This window comes from Euryhalocaulis sp., assembly GCF_013911995.1.
GTDB lineage: Bacteria > Pseudomonadota > Alphaproteobacteria > Caulobacterales > Maricaulaceae > Euryhalocaulis > Euryhalocaulis caribicus.
This window is the reverse complement of the sequence record NZ_JACESD010000038.1, coordinates 1-17486: the sequence shown is the minus strand read 5'-3', so window position 1 is coordinate 17486 and position 17486 is coordinate 1. Positions and strand designations below refer to the sequence as shown.

Below are 17486 nucleotides of genomic sequence, written 5' to 3'. Positions count from 1 at the left end.
GCGCTCAGGCGAGATAGCCGGGAAGCTGGCGCTCGAACTCCGGGAAGTAGCGGGTGATGACCATGATGTCGAAGGCGGCGAGGATCGCCTCTTTCGGCTCCCGGTCCAGCAGAAAGCGGAAGGCGGCGTCAATCACCCGGTCCGGCGCCGCGCCCGCGCCCAGACGCTGATAATCGGCGCGGGCCAGGGTGACAGAGTGGCGCGTTTGGCCGCCGCCTTCAGCAACCGTGACATCAAACGCCATCGGGTCCCCGGACCCGGTCTGTGTGACCGAAATCATGACCGGACGCCTAGCATGAAACCCGCCCGCGCCGCCAGAATGCGCGCGTGGCGGTAGGACTTTATTCACCATCATTAGCGCAGTCTTGTCAGGCACTTATGCTGTCAGTCTCTGATGATGGCGCTTTATCGCGCCGCAAACCGTCATACATATGGCTGACGCCGACGAAGGATATTTGATGCTCGAAACCGTGAAACAACTCTGGCCCACGCGGGAAAAACTGACCGGCCCGGCGATTACGCAGGCCGGGGTGATCCCCTATGCCGTGAAGGACGGAGTCGCGGTTTATCTGCTGGTCACCTCGCGCCGCACGGGGCGGTGGATCTTTCCCAAGGGGGGCTGCGATGCGGGCGAATCCGCACCGGAATGCGCCGCGCGGGAAGCCCGCGAGGAAGCGGGCGTGGAGGGCGAAGTCACCGGACCGGCCGTGGGGTTCTATCGCGACCGCAAGGTGCATCCCATGCGGCGCAAGCTGATCGAGGTGGCGATGTATCCCCTGCGCGTATCGGAACAGCTTGAAGACTGGCCGGAAAAGGACGAGCGCCAGCGCCACTGGGCGACGCTGGAAGAAGCCCGCAAGCTTCTGACCACGCCGGGGCTGTTCGAACTGGTTGAGCGCGCCGAGGAACATATCCTGGCCGCGCACGAGGCGTCAGGCGCGGGACATCAGGCTTAGGCCCAGATAAAGCACGGCGGCCAGACCGCCCGCCGCCGGAACGGTGATCACCCACGCCGCGGCGATGGTCCAGCCATGCTGACGGCGCACCAGACGCCGCCGCTCCTGTTTCTTCAGCTTCTTGACCGCGTCTTCCGGGGTTTCGTTGATCTGGTCTTCGGTCAGGGGCACGGGCTCCCTGTCCTGACGGCGGCGAAGGCCGCGATTGGTAAGGATCTCCCGCAACAACCCGACGCCGAAAACCCCGCCAATCGCAATATGGGTGGAGGAAACCGGCAGGCCCAGATGCGAGGCGATCAGCACCGTGATCGCCGCCGAAAGCGCCACGCAATAGGCGCGCATCGGGTCCATCTTCGTAATCTGCTGGCCCACCGTGCGGATCAGGCGCGGTCCGAACAGGGCCAGGCCCAGCGAAATCCCCGCCGCGCCGATCAGCAGAACCCAGATCGGCAGCTCGACCGCGGTCGGCGCGGCCATCTGGGTTTTCGCCGCCGCGACGATGGCGGCCAGCGGCCCGACCGCGTTGGCGACATCGTTTGCGCCATGAGCGAAGGACAACAGCGCCGCCGCGCCGATCAGCGGCGCCACGAACAGGCGGCTGACCTCCTTGCGGCGATTGTCCATGTCGCGGCAGCGCCGGTTCACCCAGGGGCGGGCGACGGCCCACATGGCGAGCGCCGCGAGGACAGCCAGGACCAGGGAGGCCGGATCGGAAACGTCGACGACCTTTTTCAGCCCCTTGCCGAGCATATAGAGCACGAAAACCCCGGCCATGAGGGCAATCAGAACCGGCACCCATCGCCGCGCCGCGGAGACCCGGTCCTCGCGGAACAGGATCGACCATTTCACGAACGCCAGAAACGCCGCGGCGATAACGCCGCCCATGACCGGGCTGATTACCCAGCTGGCGGCGATCGCGGCCATGGTTCCCCAACTCACCACGCTGGCCCCCGCAGCCGCCAGACCGGCGCCCAGAACGCCGCCCACGACGGAATGGGTGGTTGAGACCGGCGCGTTCAGCACAGTGGCGAGATTGATCCAGATGGCGGCCGACAGGAAAGCGGACATCATCAGCAGGATGAAATTGACCGCCGGCATGTCCGCCGGAGGCGTAACGATGGACTTGGAGATAGTGGAGACGACATCCCCGCCTGCCAGCATCGCGCCTGCGCCCTCGCAAACCGCCGCGATGACCAGCGCGGCGGTCATGGGCAAGGCCTTGCTGCCCACCGCCGGGCCCATATTGTTGGCGACATCATTGGCGCCGATATTCAGCGCCAGATAGCCCCCGATCAGTGCGCCAACGACCACATAGATGGCCAGCGGCCCTTCGCTGAGAAACGCCGCGACGAAAATGGCGACCGCCGCCAGAAAGACCCCCGCCATGCCCGGCAGAGCCATGCCGCGCGCCAGATCGGTCGTGGCGGTTTCAAGCCGCCCGACCTTTTTCAGGTCCTTGTCGAGACTTGTCTTTGGCAAACCGGAAACTCTCGACGAACGCTTGATGGGGAATGACGGGCCGCCGGGTTATTCGGCGGCGGAGATCATGAGCCGCACGGCCCGGGCGGCCGCCCGTCCATGACAGTTTTGTGACGGTGCGCACAATGCGGTGGAGGGCTTGAAGTTTCAAGCCGCCTGACGGCAAGAAACACCGCCGTCAGTGAGAAAAGAATACGCCCTTCAGGCCAGGAACAGCCACCAGCCGCCCAGAGCGATCAGGGCGAGGCCGGCGGCGAGCGCGATCAGACGGGTTTTCATGACGCATGGCTCCTGAAAGCGTTTTTTTACGTTGATGCGATATTAGCGTGCCTCATGAAAGCCGCGCTTCGCATCCTGACGGTCCTCGCGGCCGTGACATTCGCCGCCACGCCCGCCCTGGCCGCGGGCGCCGCGCCCGCCAAGAAACGGGTGACGGCGTCCGAGGAATTCATGGAGATGCCGGGGCTGACCGCCACCATCACCCAGGATTACCGCATTACCGGCCTGTTGCAGGTCGAGGCGGGGCTGGACATCCATGACGACAAGCTGCGGCGCAAGGCCGAAGCCCTGATGCCCCGCCTGAGGGACGCCTACGCCACGGCGCTCACCGCCTATGCCGGGGGCTTCTACATCCCCGGCAATGTGCCGGACGCGGACCGCATCGCCAATATGCTGCAGGCCGCGACCGACCGGGTTCTGGGCGAAGAAGGCGCGCATCTTCTGCTGGGCATGGTCGTGGTGCACGAGCAGCCCTGACGCTTCACCAGGCCGAGAGGCCGCCGTCGATTTTCAGCTCCGTCCCCGTGACGAACTTGGATTCGTCTGACGCCAGATAGACGCAGGCATATGCCACGTCGTCCGGCTCTCCGATGCGCTTCAGCGGGATGCCGCGGGCGAGATTCTTGTGCAGCTCTTCGTCCGTCTCGATGCCCAGCGCCTCCTTCATGCCGTCCAGGATCGGCGTCTTGATGAAGGCCGGATGCACAGAATTGGCGCGGATGTCATAGCGCCGTTTGGCGCAGTGCAGCGCCACCGATTTGGTCAGCAGCCAGACGCCCGCCTTGGCGGCGTTATAGGAGGCCAGCTCCGCCTGACCCAGCAAGCCCGCGATAGACGAGATATTGATGATGGAGCCGGGCGCGTGGCCCTTCATCACGCCCAGCGCGTATTTGCAGCCCAGAAAAACCGAGTCGAGATCGACGGCGACGACTTTCTTGTAGCTTTCGAAACTGTCGTCCTCCACCGAGCCGAACGCGCCGATGCCGGCGTTATTGACCAGCACGTTGAACCCGCCGAGCGTTTCGTCGGCGCGCTTGATAGCCGCCTTCCAGTCTTCCTCGGAGGTGACATCGTGCTTCATCGCCTTGGCGCCCAGCGTTTCGGCGTTGGCGCGCGCCCCGTCCCCGTTCAGGTCGGTCAGGAAGACCTCCCCGCCCTCATCGACAAATTTCTGCGCGATGGCGAAGCCCAGGCCGCTGGCCGCGCCGGTGATCAGGGCGCGCTTGCCCGTCATCCGGCTCATGCGAGCGAATCCATGAAGGAAGCCAGCGTCACGTCCTTGTCCGTCACCCCGCCGGCGTCATGCGTGGCCAGAGTGACCTCGACCCGGTTATAGACATTGAACCATTCGGGATGGTGATCCATCTGGTCGGCCTTGATGGCGACCCGGGTCATGAAGCCGAACGCTTCATTGAAGTCCTTGAATTCAAAAGTCTTTTCTATGGCGTCGCGGCCTTCGGCGGCATTCCAGCCATCCAGCTTCGAAACCGCGTCCTTCGCGCCGATCTTCCCGGTCATTTCGATCTCTCTCCCGTATTCTTGTTGCGTCCTCATTATCGCGCCGGGCGCGGCGGCGAAAGGCGCGGGAAAGCAATTCTTTACCGCCGCCGGGGTAAGTTTGGCGTCTGTTGAGCATGGAAGGGGGCGGGTATGACCCGGTTTCTGGTTTCCGAAGAAAATCCCGGCGGGCACAAGCTGGAGGATATCCTCAGCCTGATCCGCGGCGACGTGCTGAAACGCTCGATCAAGATCGACGCCGATCCGCGGCCCGAGGCGCTGCACGTCATGGGCAACAACATGAAGATCCTGCAGCACCTGACCGCGGCCATCGAACTGGCGCAGGATTCGACTCATGTTCTGGATCGCGCCTTCGGGCCGTCCAAGGCGTCCCAGGGCGGCCAGCCGCGCATCGGCGCGGCTTAAGGGCCGGCGGCGTCCGCCGCCTCCCGGTTCAGGCCCAGCTCCGCCAGCAGGGCGGAATCCGCGTCGTCGCCCGCGTTCGGCGCGGTCAGCAAGGCCTCGCCCATGAAGATCGAATTGGCGCCGGCGAGGAAGCAGAGCGCCTGCATGGTTTCAGACATCGTCTCCCGGCCCGCGGAGAGGCGCACCACGGATTTCGGCATCATCAGGCGCGCCAGCGCGACCGTGCGGATGAAATCCAGATCCTTGACGTTTTTGGCCTCCGCCAGCGGCGTGCCTTTGACCGGCACAAGGCGGTTGACCGGCACGCTTTCCGGGTGCGGGTCCAGCCGCGACAACTCCAGCAGAAGTCCGACGCGGTCTTCCTGATCCTCGCCCAGTCCCAGAATCCCGCCGACGCACAGCTTCACGCCCGCCTTGCGCGCGCGGCCGAGCGTTTCCAGCCGGTCGTCATAGGTCCGGGTGGTGATGACCTTGTCGTAGTACTCGCGGGAGGTATCGAGATTGTGGTTGTAGAAGTCGAGCCCGGCGTCGGCGAGGCGCTCGGCCTGCCCCTCCTCCAGCATGCCCAGCGTCATGCAGGTTTCCAGCCCCTCCGCCTTCACTGACGTGACGATGTCGCAGATCTTCTCGACATCGCGGTCCTTGAGCGAGCGCCACGCCGCGCCCATGCAGAACCGGTCCGCGCCCTTGGCCTTGGCCGCGCGGGCGGCCTCCATCACCGTGTCCTTGTCCATCAGCTTGGAGGCTTTGACGCCGGTGTCGAACTTGGCGGACTGGCTGCAATAGCCGCAATCCTCCGCGCAGCCCCCGGTCTTGATGGAAAGAAGCTGTGCGCGCTCGATTTTGCCCGGATCGTGAAAGGCGCGATGCACGCTGGCGGCGCGGAACACCAGATCGGAAAATGGCAGGCGGTACAGCGCCTCGGCTTCCGCGCGGGTCCAGTCGGTGCGAATGTCGGTGTCGGAATAGGCAGGTTGCGGCGCGTCCACGGCAGGCGGGCTCCTTGAGAGAGTCACTGATTGGCGGTCAACCTAGGGCAGGGGAGCGGCGCGCGGCAACGCGCGGAAGACAAGATTGACCAGTTTTTTTCCAGACAGGCCGCCATACCGGCCCTTTCTGTCCGGCCCGCCGAAATTCAAGGTCGGACTGAAGAAGATAGAGGCCGCGGAATGGCTGCGGCCCGATCCGGAGCTGCAGGCCGGACGCGCGCATGGCGCGGCGATGCTGGACCAGCGATTCAGCGAGGTCTTTCGGGAAATCCACGGCTCCGCCGCCGCGCAGGCGGAGGCGCGGGCAATGGTGGAGTCCGCGCTGAATGAGACGGCGCCGGAGGCCGGCGAGCCCGATCTGGCGCGCGCCCGGCGCATGGTGTCCGACGATCTGGTGGTGATGACGGCCGAGGACGGCGAATGGCGAACCGCCGCGCTGGCCCTGTGCCAGCCAACCTTCTTTTCCGCCGGCCACGCCATCGGGAAGACCCTGGACGGTTTGCACGTCCCGGTGCCGGACGGCTCGCCCCGGCTGGCCGGCGCCATCGCCCATGTCTTCAACAGCCTTGCCGCGGACGCGGTGTTCGAACGTTTCAACTGGACAGTCCAGTTCGGCGAAGACCGCTATACGCCGGACGGCGGCCCTTTGCGGGCGCAGGCGGAGGCGCTGGGACCGGAAGCGGCGGCGGACCAGCTGCATCTTCGCGTGGAGCGCCAGACCATACGGCGCCTGCCGGAAACCGGGGGCGTCCTGTTCACCATTCGCATCGCCCTGGACCCTCTGGAACCCATTCTGCGCAACCCGGAAACCGGCGCGGCGCTGGCCGCCGGCTGGCGCGGCGCGGCGGATAACGCCCGGCGCTATAAACGCTGGGACGCGCTGGAAGCCGCCATGGAACATCTCCTGAAACGCGAAAATCTCTGAGTTTTTCGCGTTAACGGGGAATTATGGGCTTTTTTATTCGCTCATTTCGGGCAAGCGCTTGACCTCCCTGTCCAAAAACCGGGTTAATAATCGTTAACCATTCTCAAACCTTGGGGAGGACCGGGAATGATGAAGCGAGTTCTGATGGGCTCTGGCGCGCTGTCACTGTGCGTCGGCGCGGCTTTTGCCGGGGGGCAGGGCGTTCCGCTTCCCAATGACCCGCCGGCTTATGCCGAGCCGGGTCAGTGCTATCAGCGCATTCTCGTCCGCGCGGAATATGACCGCTATGTCGACGAATATCTGTCGCGCGAGGCCTATGACCGCATCGAGGTTACCGAGCCGGCGCTGGAGACGCGGTCGCGCGATTATCTGCGCAAGGAGGCGGGGGTCCGCTATGTCGTGCGCCAGCCCGTCTACGAAACCGTGACCGAGCAGGTTCTGGTGCAGCCGGAATATGAACGCCTTGTCGTCGAGCCGGCGCGTCTGGAAACGGTGACCGAGCGCGTCATGGTGCGCGAACCGCAAATGGTGTGGAAACGCGGCCGCCTGCCCGGCGCCAAGGCCTATCGCTATGACGAGGAAACCGGCGATGTCTGGTGCCTGATCGAGGAAGCGGGCGAATACCGCACGATCGAGCGTCAGGTCGTGGTGCAGCCCGAGGAAGTGCGCTCCATCCCGGTTCCGCCGCAATACGCGACCATCGAGAAGGAAGTTCTGGTGCAGCCCGGCGGCGTGGAGGAAATCCCCATCCCGGCGGAATACGCCTCCTATAATTATCAGGAAGTGGTGCAGACCGCCGGGCACAGCCGCTATCGCGTCGAGGCGCAGATGGCCTCCATCGAGAAGCATCAGCTGGTCTCGCCGCAGCGCTATGAGTGGCGGCTGGTCGAGTGCGACCAGATCCCGGTTCTGGAGCAGCCGCATCATCCCCGGAAACATGATGACGGATGGCGGGACTATCAGGAAAAGGACGGGGTTCCGGCCTCGGGCTTCAAGGACGCCGAGGGCATGGAGCTGAGCTATTACCAGCCCGCCGACAATCGCGTTCTCAACTGGAACGGCAAGCGCTAGGGGGACGAGCGCGCCGTGGCGTGAAGGAAAAAGGGCGGTCCGGAGGGAGCCGCCCTTTTTCCTTGCCTATTCGGCAGGCTCTTTCGCCGCCGGGTCGTTCAGCGCCCCGGCCCTGATCTGGCCCGTTCCGGCTTCCGACATGGCCAGGACCACGCCGGACAGCGCCAGCAACGCGATGACATTGGGGAACAGCATCGAGGCGTTGGCGACATCGCCCAGCCGCCACAGGCCGTCCACATTCACGACCATCGTGCCGGTAAAAATCATCATGACCCACAGGAAGCGGAACGGCCGCGCTGCCCAGTCGCCGGTGATGAAGGTCAGGGCCTGTTCGGCGTAATAGGACCAGCCGATCATGGTGGTGAAGGCAAACAGGAACTGCGCCGCCAGCACGATCCATTGCCCGCCATAAATTCCCTGCGCGAATGCCGCGGTGGTGATGGCGGAGGCCTGAAGGTCCGCCGACTGCCAGGCGTATTCCACCGTGCCCCCGGCGCTGGGGAAATCGCCGGCCACGGTCAGGATGACCAGCGCGGTCATGGTGCAGATGACGATGGTGTCGATGAAAACGCCCAACATCGCGATCTCGCCCTGACGAACGGGATCGCTGGTCTGCGCCGCGGCGTGGGCGATGGGGGCCGAGCCCTGTCCGGCCTCGTTGGAGAACAGGCCGCGCGCCACCCCGGCGCGGATCGCCGCCAGCACGCCGTACCCGGCCAGACCGCCCGCCGCTTCCTGAAATCCGAAAGCGGAGCTGAAAATCAACGCGAAGGCTTGCGGCACTTCCGAGGCGTGCAGGATGATTACCGCCAGTGACGCGATGACATAGGCCGCGGCCATCAGCGGCACCAGCTTGCCCGCGACAGACCCGATGGACTTGATGCCGCCGATGATCACCGCGAAGACCAGCCCCGCGATCACCAGCCCCGCCGCCCAGTTAGGAATGGAAACACCCAGAGAGCGCGCGGTTTCCTGCGTGGACTGCGTGACCGAATTCGCCTGGATCATCCCACCCGTGGCGACCGCCGAGAACAGCGTCCCGATGCAGAAAAGGAAGGCCAGTACGATCCACGGCCTGGGCAGGGCGTTCTTGATGTAATACATCGGCCCGCCATGAACCCGGCCGTCCGGATGCTGTTCGCGGTAGCGCACGGCCAGCGAGGATTCGGCGAAGGCCAGCGCCATCCCGAACAGCGCGGTCACCCACATCCAGAATATCGCGCCCGGCCCGCCCAGCGTGATGGCGGTGGCCACCCCGGCCAGATTGCCCGTCCCGACCTGCCCGGATAGCGCAGTGGAGAGCGCCTGCCAGGGCGTGATCTCGCCCGCGCCGAGCGCCTTGCGCCCTGTCCAGAGCTGGGCGAAGGCCGGGCCGAGCCGCGTCACCGGCCGGAACCGCATGGCAACCATGAAAAAGACGCCCGTCCCGATCAGGGCGATGGTGACGATCCCGACCGGCAGGACCCGCGTCTCGCCCCATGTTCCGCCCCACAGAAAATCGCTGAAGAACTGAACGGGTCCGAAGAGGTTTTCCATTGGCGCATCGCTGAGAAGTGAAATCCCGATACGCACTAGAAGCGCAAAATTCACCCCCGGCAAGCGAAATGAGAAAACGCGCTATCCCTTGCCATGGCTGAAAAAGAAACGGGTCCGCCAGTCACCCGGCGGACCCGTTATTTCAGGCCGGAAGCCTCAGGCGCGTTACGCCTTTCCGCTCTCGCCATCCTCTTCGCCCGCGGACGGAGCGGGCATGGGCGTGTTCTGGTCGCCCAGCTTGTGATCGCCATCATCGCCCGGCCGCGCGCCATGGCGCTTGGCGATGGCGAACACCGTGCCTGAAAGCGCCAGAAGCGCGATCAGGTTGGGCGCGGCCATCATCCCGTTGCCGATGGAGGCCACCGTCCAGGCCAGGTCGTTCGTCCATATGGCGCCGACAAACACGACGAGGCACCAGAAGACGCGATAGGGGAAGATCAGCGTCGTCCCTGTCATGAATTCCAGCGATCGTTCGCCGTAAAGCGCCCAGCCCAGGATCGTCGTGAAGGCGAACACGGTCAGGCCGATCACCACGATCCACTCACCCCCCGGCAGCGCCGCGCCGAAGGCTTGCGCCGTGACGTCCGCCGCCGAGGCGATGCCCGAGAGCCAGGAATGATCGGTCTGGGCCACCACGGACGCATCCGTCGCCGCCGCCAGAGCGTCAGCCGGAACTTCGACGCCCGCCGCCTGGCAGGCCTGAAGCGCGCCATAAACGGCGTCGCCGCCCTGCGCCACGCTCTGCGCGCGGTTCTCGACATCGGTCTGGGGCGCAGCGGCGAACAGCGCCGTGCGGCTCATGCCGTCGGGTATGGTCAGCGCGCCTTGCGTCTCACACTGGCCCAGCGCGGCCCGCGCCGGATTGTAGTTGAAATTGCCCGTGGCGGTCAGGATCACCAGCGCGGTCAGGGTGCAGACCACGATGGTGTCGATGAACGGGCTGAGCATCGCGATCGAGCCCTGACGGTGCGGATTGCGCGTCTTGGCCGAAGCATGCGCGATGGCCGCCGAGCCCAAGCCCGCCTCGTTCGAGAACGAGCCGCGATTGGCGCCTTCCCGGATCGCGGCGGCGAAGGCCGCGCCGAAGAAGCCGCCGACAGCCGCCGTGCCGGAGAAGGCGTCGGTGAAGATCGACAGGAAAGCGGCCGGAACATCGCCCGCATTCACCAGAAGCACGGCAACCGCGCCGACCACATAGGCAATGGCCATGAAGGGCACCAGGACCGAGGCGACGCGGGCGATCGACTTCACGCCGCCCACAATCACCGCGAACACCAGAACGGCCATGACGCCGCCGCAGATGATCGCCGGAACGCCGAGATTGGATTCCACCAGCGCGGCGACGGAATTCGCCTGCACCAGATTGCCCGTGCCGAACGCCGCCACGGCCGTGCAGATGGCGAACAGCCAGGCCAGCCACAGCCATTTTTTCGAGAGGCCGTTCTTGATGTAGTACATCGGGCCGCCGACATGCTCGCCCCGGTCATCAACCTCACGATAGGTCACGGCCAGCACGGCTTCGGAATATTTCGTGGCGGAGCCGACAAGGGCCGTCATCCACATCCAGAAGACCGCCCCCGGACCGCCCAGCGTGATGGCGGTGGCGACGCCGGCGATATTGCCGGTGCCGATCGTGGCGGAAAGCGCGGTGAAGAGAGCGGCGAGCGGGGAGATTTCCCCATCGCCTTCATCTTCGGGCTTGGATTTCTTGAACATCATGCCCAAAGCCGCCGGAAGGCGGTAAATGGTCATGAATTTCAGGCCGATAGTCAGATAGAGACCGGTGCCGAACAGGAGCGCCACAAGAACGGGGCTCCACACCCAGCCATCGATCTGGGTGAGCACGGATTGCAGTGCTTGCATGATTGTTTTTCAGCGTGTTGCGAATTGTTGCAAGCAATCTAGCCCGAGGCCCGGCGCGGCCTCAAGCGAAAGCCGGTCATTTATCCGCCATAATCGGCCAGGACCTCGCCGGCCAGCCTGAGAGAGCCCGCGATGACGATGCGCGCCGCGCCGTGGCGCTCCAGCGCCTCGGAAAGCGCCGCGTCGAGCGAAGGCGCGATGGAGGCGCTGATTCCGGCCTCCGCCGCGGCCATGGCGATCAGGCCGGGATCGGCGCTGGCGGCCTCGTCTTTCAGCGGCACCGCGATCAGTTCAGTGGCCAGCCCGGCGAACGGCGCGGTGATGCCGTCCAGATCCTTGTTCGCCATGGCGCCCATGATCATGATCAGGTCCGACGGACTGCGCGTCTCCAGGTCTGCCAGAACGGCGGCGAGGCTCGCCGCGCCGCCCGGATTATGCGCCGCGTCCAGCCACAGTTCCGCATTGCCGGCGCGGGCGCGTTCGGCGAAACGGCCCTGTGTCAGGCGCTGCATGCGGGCGGGCCAGCGCGCGTCGGCCACACCGGCGGAGATGGCCTCCGCCGCGAGGCCCAGATGCAGCGCGAGGGCGACCGCCAAACCCGCATTCTGAACCTGATGCGAGCCCAGCAATCCCGGCTGCGGCAGGTCCAGCACGCGTTCGCCGTCCTGATAGACCATTCCGCCGCGTTCGGCATGCGCCATGAAGTCCACGCCGGACTGGCGGAACGGCGCTTCAACCGCCTCCGCCGCGCGGGCCAGGGCGCCGCGCACGGTTTCGGTCTGGCCCGCGGAAAAGGCCGGGACGCCCGACTTGAAAATACCGGCTTTCTCGCGGGCGATGTCGGCCAGATCGCTGCCCAGGAATTCCCGGTGATCCAGTGAAATCGGCGTGATCGCCGTGGCGGCCGGCCGGTCCACCACATTGGTGGCGTCATATTTGCCGCCCAGTCCGGTCTCCAGCAGCAGGTAATCGGCCGGCGTCTCGGAGAACAGCAGGAAGGCGGTCGCCGTGGTTACCTCGAAAAAAGTGATGGCGCGGCCGTCATTGGCTTTCTCGACGCGGTCCAGCGCGTCCGCCAGCCGGGCGTCATCGACGGAGGCGCCGTTCAGCGCAATGCGTTCATTGAAGCGCACCAGATGAGGAGAGCTGTATACGTGGGCGCTCCGGCCCGACGCCTCGATCATCGCTTTCAGGAAGGCCAGGGTCGACCCCTTGCCATTGGTTCCCGCGACATGGACGACAGGCGGCAAGCGCCGTTGCGGATGATCCAGCGCCGCCAGCAGGCGCTCTATCCGGTCCAGCGAAAGATCGATCTTTTTCGGGTGAAGGCGCGTCAGGCGCTCCAGCGCCGCATCCAGCGCCCCGGCCTCAGGAATTGACGGGCTCCGGCGCCGGCAGCCGCTTCCGGCGCGAGGGCGGCTTGGTCTTCATCAGGACCGACAGGACATCGGCCAGCTTTTCGGCCAGTTCGCGCCGGTCCACCACTGCGTCCACCATGCCTTTTTCATGCAGATATTCGGCGCGCTGGAAGCCCTCGGGCAGTTTTTCGCGGATCGTCTGCTCGATGACGCGGGGGCCGGCGAAGCCGATCAGGGCGCCCGGCTCGGCGAAATGCACGTCGCCCAGCATGGCGTAGGACGCCGTGACGCCGCCCGTCGTCGGGTCTGTCAGAACCACGACATAGGGCAGGCCCGCCTCTTTCAGCATCTGGATGGCCAAGGTGGTGCGCGGCATCTGCATCAGGCTGAGCGCGCCTTCCTGCATCCGTGCCCCGCCCGCGGCGGCAAAGCAGATCAGCGGGGCCTCCCGCTCCACCGCTTCCTCGGCGGCCTTGATGAAGGCCTCGCCCACGGCCATGCCCATGGAGCCGCCCATGAAGGAGAAGTCCTGAACCACGGCCACGGACTTGATCCCGCCGATCTTGCCCACGGCGATGCCGATTGCATCCTCGCGGCCGGTCTTGTTGCGGGCGTCCTTGATACGGTCGGTATATTTCTTGTCGTCGCGGAAGCGCAGGGGATCCTTGGGAACGGCCGGGATCTCGATCTCTTCAAAGCGCCCGTGATCGAACGTATAGGCGAAGCGGCTTACCGGGCCGATCCGCATGTGATGGCCGGACGGGGTGACATGGAGCGAATTTTCCAGGTCCTTGTGAAAGACCATCTCGCCCGATTTGGGATCTTTCACCCAGAGATTCTCCGGCGTGTCGCGCTTGGAGAAGATTTTCTTCACGCCGGGCGGGGTGAGTTTGTCCAGCCAGTTCATATCGTTTCAGCTTTGCTCTGTTTCCCGGGCGGAGGCTACAGCCTGCGAGAGGCGGCGGGTCAAGTCCAGCGCTGCCTCCGGTCCGTCTTTCGCCAGCCGCTCCACGATGGCCGAACCGACGACCACCGCGTCGGCGCTGCGGGCGATTTCCGCCGCGGTTTCCGGCGTCTTCACGCCAAACCCGACCGCCACGGGAAGGCCGCTGGCCTCTTTCAGGCGCGATACCGCGGTTTCAATCGCGCCGCGCTCGCCGCGTCCCGCGCCGGTCACGCCGGCAACCGAGACATAATAGACAAACCCCTTGGTGCCCTCGACGACCCTGGGGAGCCGCGCATCGTCGGTCGTGGGCGTCGCCAGCCGGATCAGGGACAGGTCGTGGCGGTCGAAGGCCGCGCGCAGTTCCTCGTCCTCCTCCGGCGGCAGATCGACCAGAATGACGCCGTCCGCGCCGGCCTCCGCCATATCGGCTGCAAACTTCTCGAAGCCGCGGATATAGGGCGGATTGGCGTATCCCATCAGGATGACCGGCGTATCCGCATCGGCTTTCCGGAAATCGCGGACAAGGCCCAGAACGTCATCCAGCTTCGTGCCGTTTTCCAGCGACCGTTCGGCGGCGGACTGGATGGTCGGGCCGTCCGCCATTGGATCGGTGAAGGGAAAGCCCAGCTCAATGACGTCCGCGCCCGCGCCGGGAAGCTTTTCCAGGAGGGCGGCTGTGGTCTTCAGGTCGGGATCGCCCGCCATGACATAGGGGATGAACCCGGCCCGGCCCTCTTTGGCGAGGGCGGCGAAGCGTTTCTGGAGGCGGTTCAAAGCTCCACCCCCAGCGCATCGGCGACGGAGAAGACGTCTTTGTCCCCCCGGCCGCACATATTCATCAGCACCACGCCGTCCGGGCCCAGTTCCCGGCAGAGATCACGGGCGCGGGCCAGCGCGTGGGCGGGCTCCAGCGCCGGAATGATGCCTTCCTGCCGGGCGCAGAGCTGGAACATTTCCAGCGCCTCCTTGTCGGTGGCGGAGACATATTCGGCGCGGCCGGCATCCTTCAGGAAGGCGTGCTCCGGCCCGATGCCCGGATAGTCGAGCCCGGCGGAGATGGAGTGCGCGTCGGCGATCTGGCCGTCCTCGTCCATCAGCAGATAGGTGCGGTTGCCGTGCAGGATGCCGGGCTTGCCGCCATTGAGGGAAGCTGCGTGACGGTTGGTGTCCACGCCCTCGCCCGCCGCCTCGACGCCGATCAGACGTACGTCCTCATCCTCGAGGAAGGGATGGAACAGGCCCATGGCGTTGGAGCCGCCGCCGATACAGGCGACGCACGCATCGGGCAGGCGGCCTAGCCGGTCCTGCATCTGGGCGCGGGCCTCCTTGCCGATGACCGACTGGAAATCGCGAACCATGGCCGGATAGGGGTGCGGCCCGGCGACCGTGCCGATCACGTAGAACGTATCGTCCACGTTCGTGACCCAGTCGCGCAGCGCCTCGTTCATGGCGTCTTTCAGCGTCGCGGTGCCCGATTCCACGGCCCGGACCTCCGCGCCCAGCAGCTTCATACGGAAGACATTGGGTTTCTGACGCTCGATATCGGTCTTGCCCATATAGACGATGCAGGGCAGGCCGAAGCGCGCCGCCACGGTGGCCGTCGCCACGCCGTGCTGACCCGCGCCGGTTTCCGCGATGATGCGTTTTTTGCCCATGCGCCGGGCCAGAAGCACCTGGCCGAGGCAATTATTGATCTTGTGCGCGCCGGTATGGTTCAGCTCGTCCCGCTTGAACCAGAGCTGCGCGCCGCCGAACTTTTCGGTCAGCCGCTCGGCAAAATAAAGCGGCGAGGGGCGGCCCACGAAGTCGCGCAGAAGCGCGTCAAATTCCTCGCGGAACGCGGGATCTTCCTTGGCGGCCTCATAGGCGCGCTCAAGCTCCAGCGTCAGCGGCATCAGCGTCTCGGCGACGAAACGGCCGCCATATTCGCCAAAGCGGCCGCGCGCGTCCGGCCATGCGGAATAGGTGTTGGGCGTGGTCATAATGAGGCTATCTAGCTTTCCTGCCGGGCCGCATCCACGAACCAGCGCATCAGATCGGCGTTTTTCACGCCCGGCGCGTCCTCAACCCCGCTGGAAACATCCACCGCCGGGGCGCCGGTGCGGGAAATCGCTTCGGCCACATTGTCGGGATTCAGTCCGCCCGCCAGAAACCACGGCTTGTCGACGCCGCTGGTGTCCAGCGCGTCCCAGTCAAAGGCGCGGCCATGTCCGCCGCGGCGCTCGCCCGGCTTCACCGGGGCGTCGAACAGGAAGCCGTCAACGCTGGCATAGGCTTCGGCCGCCGCGGAGCCGCCGGTTAGGACCTTGATCACGGCCGTTCCGGTCAGGCGGCCCGCCTGTAGCGCGCGGGAGGGCGGTTCATCGCCGTGCAGCTGGATGGCGTCGAAAGCGTCCGCTGCCGCGATGGCGGTCAGGGCGGCGTCGTTCGGATTGACCAGCACGGCGACGGTCTTCAACCCCTCGTCACGGGCCAGCCGGGCCAGTTCCGCGCCGCGCTCCAGGCTGACGCGCCGCGGGCTTTCCGCCAGAAGGAAGCCGCAGAATTCCGCGCCGGCGCGCGCCGCGCCGCGCACGTCTTCCTCTCGCGTCAAACCGCATATCTTCACCCGGGCCATGGGCGCTGACTTAAGGCCGCACGGCCCGGGTGGAAAGGGGCGGTATTAGCCGCGCGCCTTCAGGGCGTCGCGGATTTCCTCCAGAAGCTCCTCCTGGCGCGGCTTCGCGGGGGGCTCTTCCGGCACGGTGTCGTCCTTCTTGCGCTGCATGGAATTCATGCCCTTGATCAGGAAGAACAGGGCCAGCGCCAGAATGACGAACGCGATGACGTTATTGATAAACAGGCCGTAATTGATCGTCGCCGCGCCCGCTTCCTGCGCCGCCGCCAGGGATTCGTATTGGGCGCCGTCCAGCGGCACGAAGAGATTGGTGAAGTCCACGCCGCCCAGCAGCAGACCCAGCGGCGGCATGATGACATCGTTCACCAGCGATTTGACGATGGTCGAGAACGCGCCGCCAAGAATGAAGCCGACCGCCAGGTCGACCACATTGCCGCGCATCGCGAATTCCTTGAACTCATTGAACATCTGTGTCGGACCCTCCGTTTCTTGATTGCGGAAGATGAGTTTAGCCCCCGCCGGGCCGGGGGAAAGCAGAAATAGGGGAACCCGCCGCGCCGCCCTCCCATTCCTCACCGGATCACGCAGTCAGGACGGAGCCATCCAATGCCGATGAATCTTAAGGGCGGATGCCGGTGCGGGGCGGTGGAATTCCGCCTCGATAGCCATACGCCGCATCCCTATCAGCGCTGTTATTGCCGGATCTGCCGCAAGACGGCGGGCGGGGGCGGCTACGCCATCAATATCATGGGACTGGCCGGCACGCTGGAGACCACCGGCGAGGATGCGATCTCCATCTATCGCGCGGAGATCGAGCGGGACGGCGCGTGCAAGGCCAGTTCGGGCCGGCGGCATTTCTGTTCGAAATGCGCCAGCGCGCTATGGCTGAGCGATCCCAACTGGCCGGAGCTGGTTCACCCCTTCGCTTCCGCCATGGACACGGACCTGCCGGTTCCGCCGGAAAGCGTTCACTTGATGCTGAAATACAAGGCGAGCTGGGTGACGCCGCAGCTCGGCGACAACGATCAGTGTTTTGAAATTTACCCGGACGAATCCATCGAGGACTGGCACAGAAGTCGCGGCCTCTGGGTGGATTAGGGTTCGGACGCCGGGGAAAAGGCCGGACGGTCAGGCTTCGCGGGAGGCGTTGACGCGCTCGCGCAGTTCCTTGCCGGTCTTGAAGAACGGAACGTGTTTTTCCTTCACCGGCACGGATTCGCCGGTGCGGGGATTGCGGCCCACGCGGGCCGGGCGGTGACGCACGGAAAAGGCGCCGAAACCGCGAAGCTCAACCCGTCCGCCCTCTTCAAGGGCGCTGGCGATCGTATCCAGAATGACATTGGCCGCCCGCTCCACATCGCGTTGCGGCAGATGCGGATGTTTCTCGGCGAGTTGCTCGACAAGCTCGGATTTGATCATGCGGACCCAGCTCCGGGGTTGATCGAAAAAGCGGTAAAGCGCCCGGGAGCGCGCCCGCCGATGTCGTTCCTAACATCGATGTTTGCGCTCCCGAGTCAATTGCTTTGCGAAATCGGGCTTACTTG

At 65.3% G+C, this 17486-nt stretch carries 20 protein-coding genes; 6 read left to right on the top strand and 14 right to left on the bottom strand.

Features of this window, described 5'->3' with window-relative positions; all coding sequences use genetic code 11:
- Nucleotides 1–4: 4 nt before the first annotated feature.
- Entirely contained in the window at nt 5–280 is a 276-nt protein-coding gene (locus H2040_RS10480) for a hypothetical protein (protein WP_287157276.1), read from the bottom strand.
- A 178-nt stretch (nt 281–458) separates the two neighbouring features.
- Here H2040_RS10480 and H2040_RS10475 point away from each other — a divergent pair, with 178 nt between their 5' ends.
- On the top strand, nt 459–956 hold the full coding sequence (locus H2040_RS10475; protein ID WP_287157274.1) for an NUDIX hydrolase: 498 nt from the start codon (nt 459–461) through the stop codon (nt 954–956).
- Here the strand turns inward: H2040_RS10475 and H2040_RS10470 are convergent.
- On the bottom strand, nt 933–2435 hold the full coding sequence (locus H2040_RS10470) for an inorganic phosphate transporter (RefSeq protein WP_287157273.1): 1503 nt from the start codon (nt 2433–2435) through the stop codon (nt 933–935). The two genes, H2040_RS10475 and H2040_RS10470, sit on opposite strands and share 24 nt — an antisense overlap.
- Nucleotides 2436–2768: 333 nt before the next feature.
- On the opposite strand from H2040_RS10470, the gene H2040_RS10465 reads away from it, so the two are divergent.
- Entirely contained in the window at nt 2769–3191 is a 423-nt protein-coding gene (locus H2040_RS10465; protein WP_287157271.1) for a hypothetical protein, read from the top strand.
- A gap of 4 nt (nt 3192–3195) precedes the next feature.
- Here the strand turns inward: H2040_RS10465 and H2040_RS10460 are convergent, their stop codons facing one another.
- Complete coding sequence (locus H2040_RS10460) at nt 3196–3957, bottom strand: SDR family oxidoreductase (protein WP_287157269.1); 762 nt, start codon at nt 3955–3957, stop codon at nt 3196–3198.
- Nucleotides 3954–4232, bottom strand: a complete 279-nt coding sequence (locus tag H2040_RS10455) for a 4a-hydroxytetrahydrobiopterin dehydratase (protein WP_287157267.1) — start codon at nt 4230–4232, stop codon at nt 3954–3956. Before H2040_RS10455 ends, H2040_RS10460 begins: the two co-directional genes overlap by 4 nt.
- A 132-nt stretch (nt 4233–4364) precedes the next feature.
- Between H2040_RS10455 and H2040_RS10450 the strand changes: the two genes are divergently transcribed.
- A complete protein-coding gene (locus H2040_RS10450) occupies nt 4365–4637 on the top strand; it encodes a hypothetical protein (protein WP_022696684.1) in 273 nt (90 codons plus the stop codon).
- On the opposite strand, the gene bioB is transcribed toward H2040_RS10450, so the two are convergent.
- A complete protein-coding gene (gene bioB, locus H2040_RS10445) occupies nt 4634–5626 on the bottom strand; it encodes a biotin synthase BioB (RefSeq protein WP_287157266.1) in 993 nt (330 codons plus the stop codon). The two genes, H2040_RS10450 and bioB, sit on opposite strands and share 4 nt — an antisense overlap.
- 85 nt (nt 5627–5711) lie before the next feature.
- Between bioB and H2040_RS10440 the strand changes: the two genes are divergently transcribed.
- On the top strand, nt 5712–6551 hold the full coding sequence (locus tag H2040_RS10440) for a heme-dependent oxidative N-demethylase subunit alpha family protein (protein ID WP_287157264.1): 840 nt from the start codon (nt 5712–5714) through the stop codon (nt 6549–6551).
- Nucleotides 6552–6677: 126 nt separating this feature from the next.
- Nucleotides 6678–7622 carry a hypothetical protein gene (locus H2040_RS10435; protein ID WP_287157262.1) on the top strand — a complete coding sequence of 315 codons (945 nt, stop codon included), beginning with the start codon at nt 6678–6680 and terminating at the stop codon, nt 7620–7622.
- 66 nt (nt 7623–7688) lie between these two features.
- Here H2040_RS10435 and H2040_RS10430 read toward each other — a convergent pair whose 3' ends face one another.
- The 8 genes from H2040_RS10430 to mscL form a co-directional block, all read right to left on the bottom strand.
- Nucleotides 7689–9158 carry an alanine/glycine:cation symporter family protein gene (locus H2040_RS10430; RefSeq protein WP_287157260.1) on the bottom strand — a complete coding sequence of 490 codons (1470 nt, stop codon included), beginning with the start codon at nt 9156–9158 and terminating at the stop codon, nt 7689–7691.
- A gap of 165 nt (nt 9159–9323) precedes the next feature.
- Nucleotides 9324–11021 carry an alanine/glycine:cation symporter family protein gene (locus H2040_RS10425; RefSeq protein ID WP_287157258.1) on the bottom strand — a complete coding sequence of 566 codons (1698 nt, stop codon included), beginning with the start codon at nt 11019–11021 and terminating at the stop codon, nt 9324–9326.
- 80 nt (nt 11022–11101) lie between these two features.
- On the bottom strand, nt 11102–12271 hold the full coding sequence (locus H2040_RS10420; protein WP_287157256.1) for a bifunctional folylpolyglutamate synthase/dihydrofolate synthase: 1170 nt from the start codon (nt 12269–12271) through the stop codon (nt 11102–11104).
- Between the two features lie 118 nt (nt 12272–12389).
- Entirely contained in the window at nt 12390–13286 is an 897-nt protein-coding gene (gene accD, locus H2040_RS10415; RefSeq protein ID WP_022696692.1) for an acetyl-CoA carboxylase, carboxyltransferase subunit beta, read from the bottom strand.
- A gap of 6 nt (nt 13287–13292) precedes the next feature.
- Nucleotides 13293–14099, bottom strand: coding sequence for a tryptophan synthase subunit alpha (trpA, locus tag H2040_RS10410; RefSeq protein WP_287157254.1), 807 nt, complete (start codon nt 14097–14099; stop codon nt 13293–13295).
- Nucleotides 14096–15307, bottom strand: coding sequence for a tryptophan synthase subunit beta (gene trpB, locus H2040_RS10405; protein ID WP_287157253.1), 1212 nt, complete (start codon nt 15305–15307; stop codon nt 14096–14098). Before trpB ends, trpA begins: the two co-directional genes overlap by 4 nt.
- Nucleotides 15308–15318: 11 nt before the next feature.
- Nucleotides 15319–15942 carry a phosphoribosylanthranilate isomerase gene (locus H2040_RS10400; protein ID WP_287157252.1) on the bottom strand — a complete coding sequence of 208 codons (624 nt, stop codon included), beginning with the start codon at nt 15940–15942 and terminating at the stop codon, nt 15319–15321.
- 45 nt (nt 15943–15987) lie between these two features.
- Nucleotides 15988–16410: a large conductance mechanosensitive channel protein MscL gene (gene mscL, locus H2040_RS10395; protein WP_022696696.1), complete on the bottom strand. Its 423-nt coding sequence runs from the start codon at nt 16408–16410 to the stop codon at nt 15988–15990.
- Nucleotides 16411–16548: 138 nt separating this feature from the next.
- Here mscL and H2040_RS10390 point away from each other — a divergent pair, with 138 nt between their 5' ends.
- Nucleotides 16549–17040 carry a GFA family protein gene (locus tag H2040_RS10390; RefSeq protein ID WP_287157249.1) on the top strand — a complete coding sequence of 164 codons (492 nt, stop codon included), beginning with the start codon at nt 16549–16551 and terminating at the stop codon, nt 17038–17040.
- Nucleotides 17041–17070: 30 nt separating this feature from the next.
- Here H2040_RS10390 and H2040_RS10385 read toward each other — a convergent pair whose 3' ends face one another.
- A complete protein-coding gene (locus H2040_RS10385; protein WP_022696698.1) occupies nt 17071–17361 on the bottom strand; it encodes an integration host factor subunit beta in 291 nt (96 codons plus the stop codon).
- Nucleotides 17362–17486 lie beyond the last annotated feature (125 nt).

Excerpts from the sequence above, each read along its gene's own strand:
- H2040_RS10480 (WP_287157276.1), bottom strand. The coding sequence starts at position 280 with ATGATTTCGGTCACACAGACCGGGTCCGGGGACCCGATGGCGTTTGAT.
- H2040_RS10475 (WP_287157274.1), top strand. The coding sequence starts at position 459 with ATGCTCGAAACCGTGAAACAACTCTGGCCCACGCGGGAAAAACTGACC.
- H2040_RS10465 (WP_287157271.1), top strand. The coding sequence starts at position 2,769 with ATGAAAGCCGCGCTTCGCATCCTGACGGTCCTCGCGGCCGTGACATTC.
- H2040_RS10460 (WP_287157269.1), bottom strand. The coding sequence starts at position 3,957 with ATGAGCCGGATGACGGGCAAGCGCGCCCTGATCACCGGCGCGGCCAGC.
- H2040_RS10455 (WP_287157267.1), bottom strand. The coding sequence starts at position 4,232 with ATGACCGGGAAGATCGGCGCGAAGGACGCGGTTTCGAAGCTGGATGGC.
- H2040_RS10450 (WP_022696684.1), top strand. The coding sequence starts at position 4,365 with ATGACCCGGTTTCTGGTTTCCGAAGAAAATCCCGGCGGGCACAAGCTG.
- H2040_RS10435 (WP_287157262.1), top strand. The coding sequence starts at position 6,678 with ATGATGAAGCGAGTTCTGATGGGCTCTGGCGCGCTGTCACTGTGCGTC.
- H2040_RS10430 (WP_287157260.1), bottom strand. The coding sequence starts at position 9,158 with ATGGAAAACCTCTTCGGACCCGTTCAGTTCTTCAGCGATTTTCTGTGG.
- H2040_RS10425 (WP_287157258.1), bottom strand. The coding sequence starts at position 11,021 with ATGCAAGCACTGCAATCCGTGCTCACCCAGATCGATGGCTGGGTGTGG.
- accD (WP_022696692.1), bottom strand. The coding sequence starts at position 13,286 with ATGAACTGGCTGGACAAACTCACCCCGCCCGGCGTGAAGAAAATCTTC.
- trpB (WP_287157253.1), bottom strand. The coding sequence starts at position 15,307 with ATGACCACGCCCAACACCTATTCCGCATGGCCGGACGCGCGCGGCCGC.
- H2040_RS10400 (WP_287157252.1), bottom strand. The coding sequence starts at position 15,942 with ATGGCCCGGGTGAAGATATGCGGTTTGACGCGAGAGGAAGACGTGCGC.
- mscL (WP_022696696.1), bottom strand. The coding sequence starts at position 16,410 with ATGTTCAATGAGTTCAAGGAATTCGCGATGCGCGGCAATGTGGTCGAC.
- H2040_RS10390 (WP_287157249.1), top strand. The coding sequence starts at position 16,549 with ATGCCGATGAATCTTAAGGGCGGATGCCGGTGCGGGGCGGTGGAATTC.
- H2040_RS10385 (WP_022696698.1), bottom strand. The coding sequence starts at position 17,361 with ATGATCAAATCCGAGCTTGTCGAGCAACTCGCCGAGAAACATCCGCAT.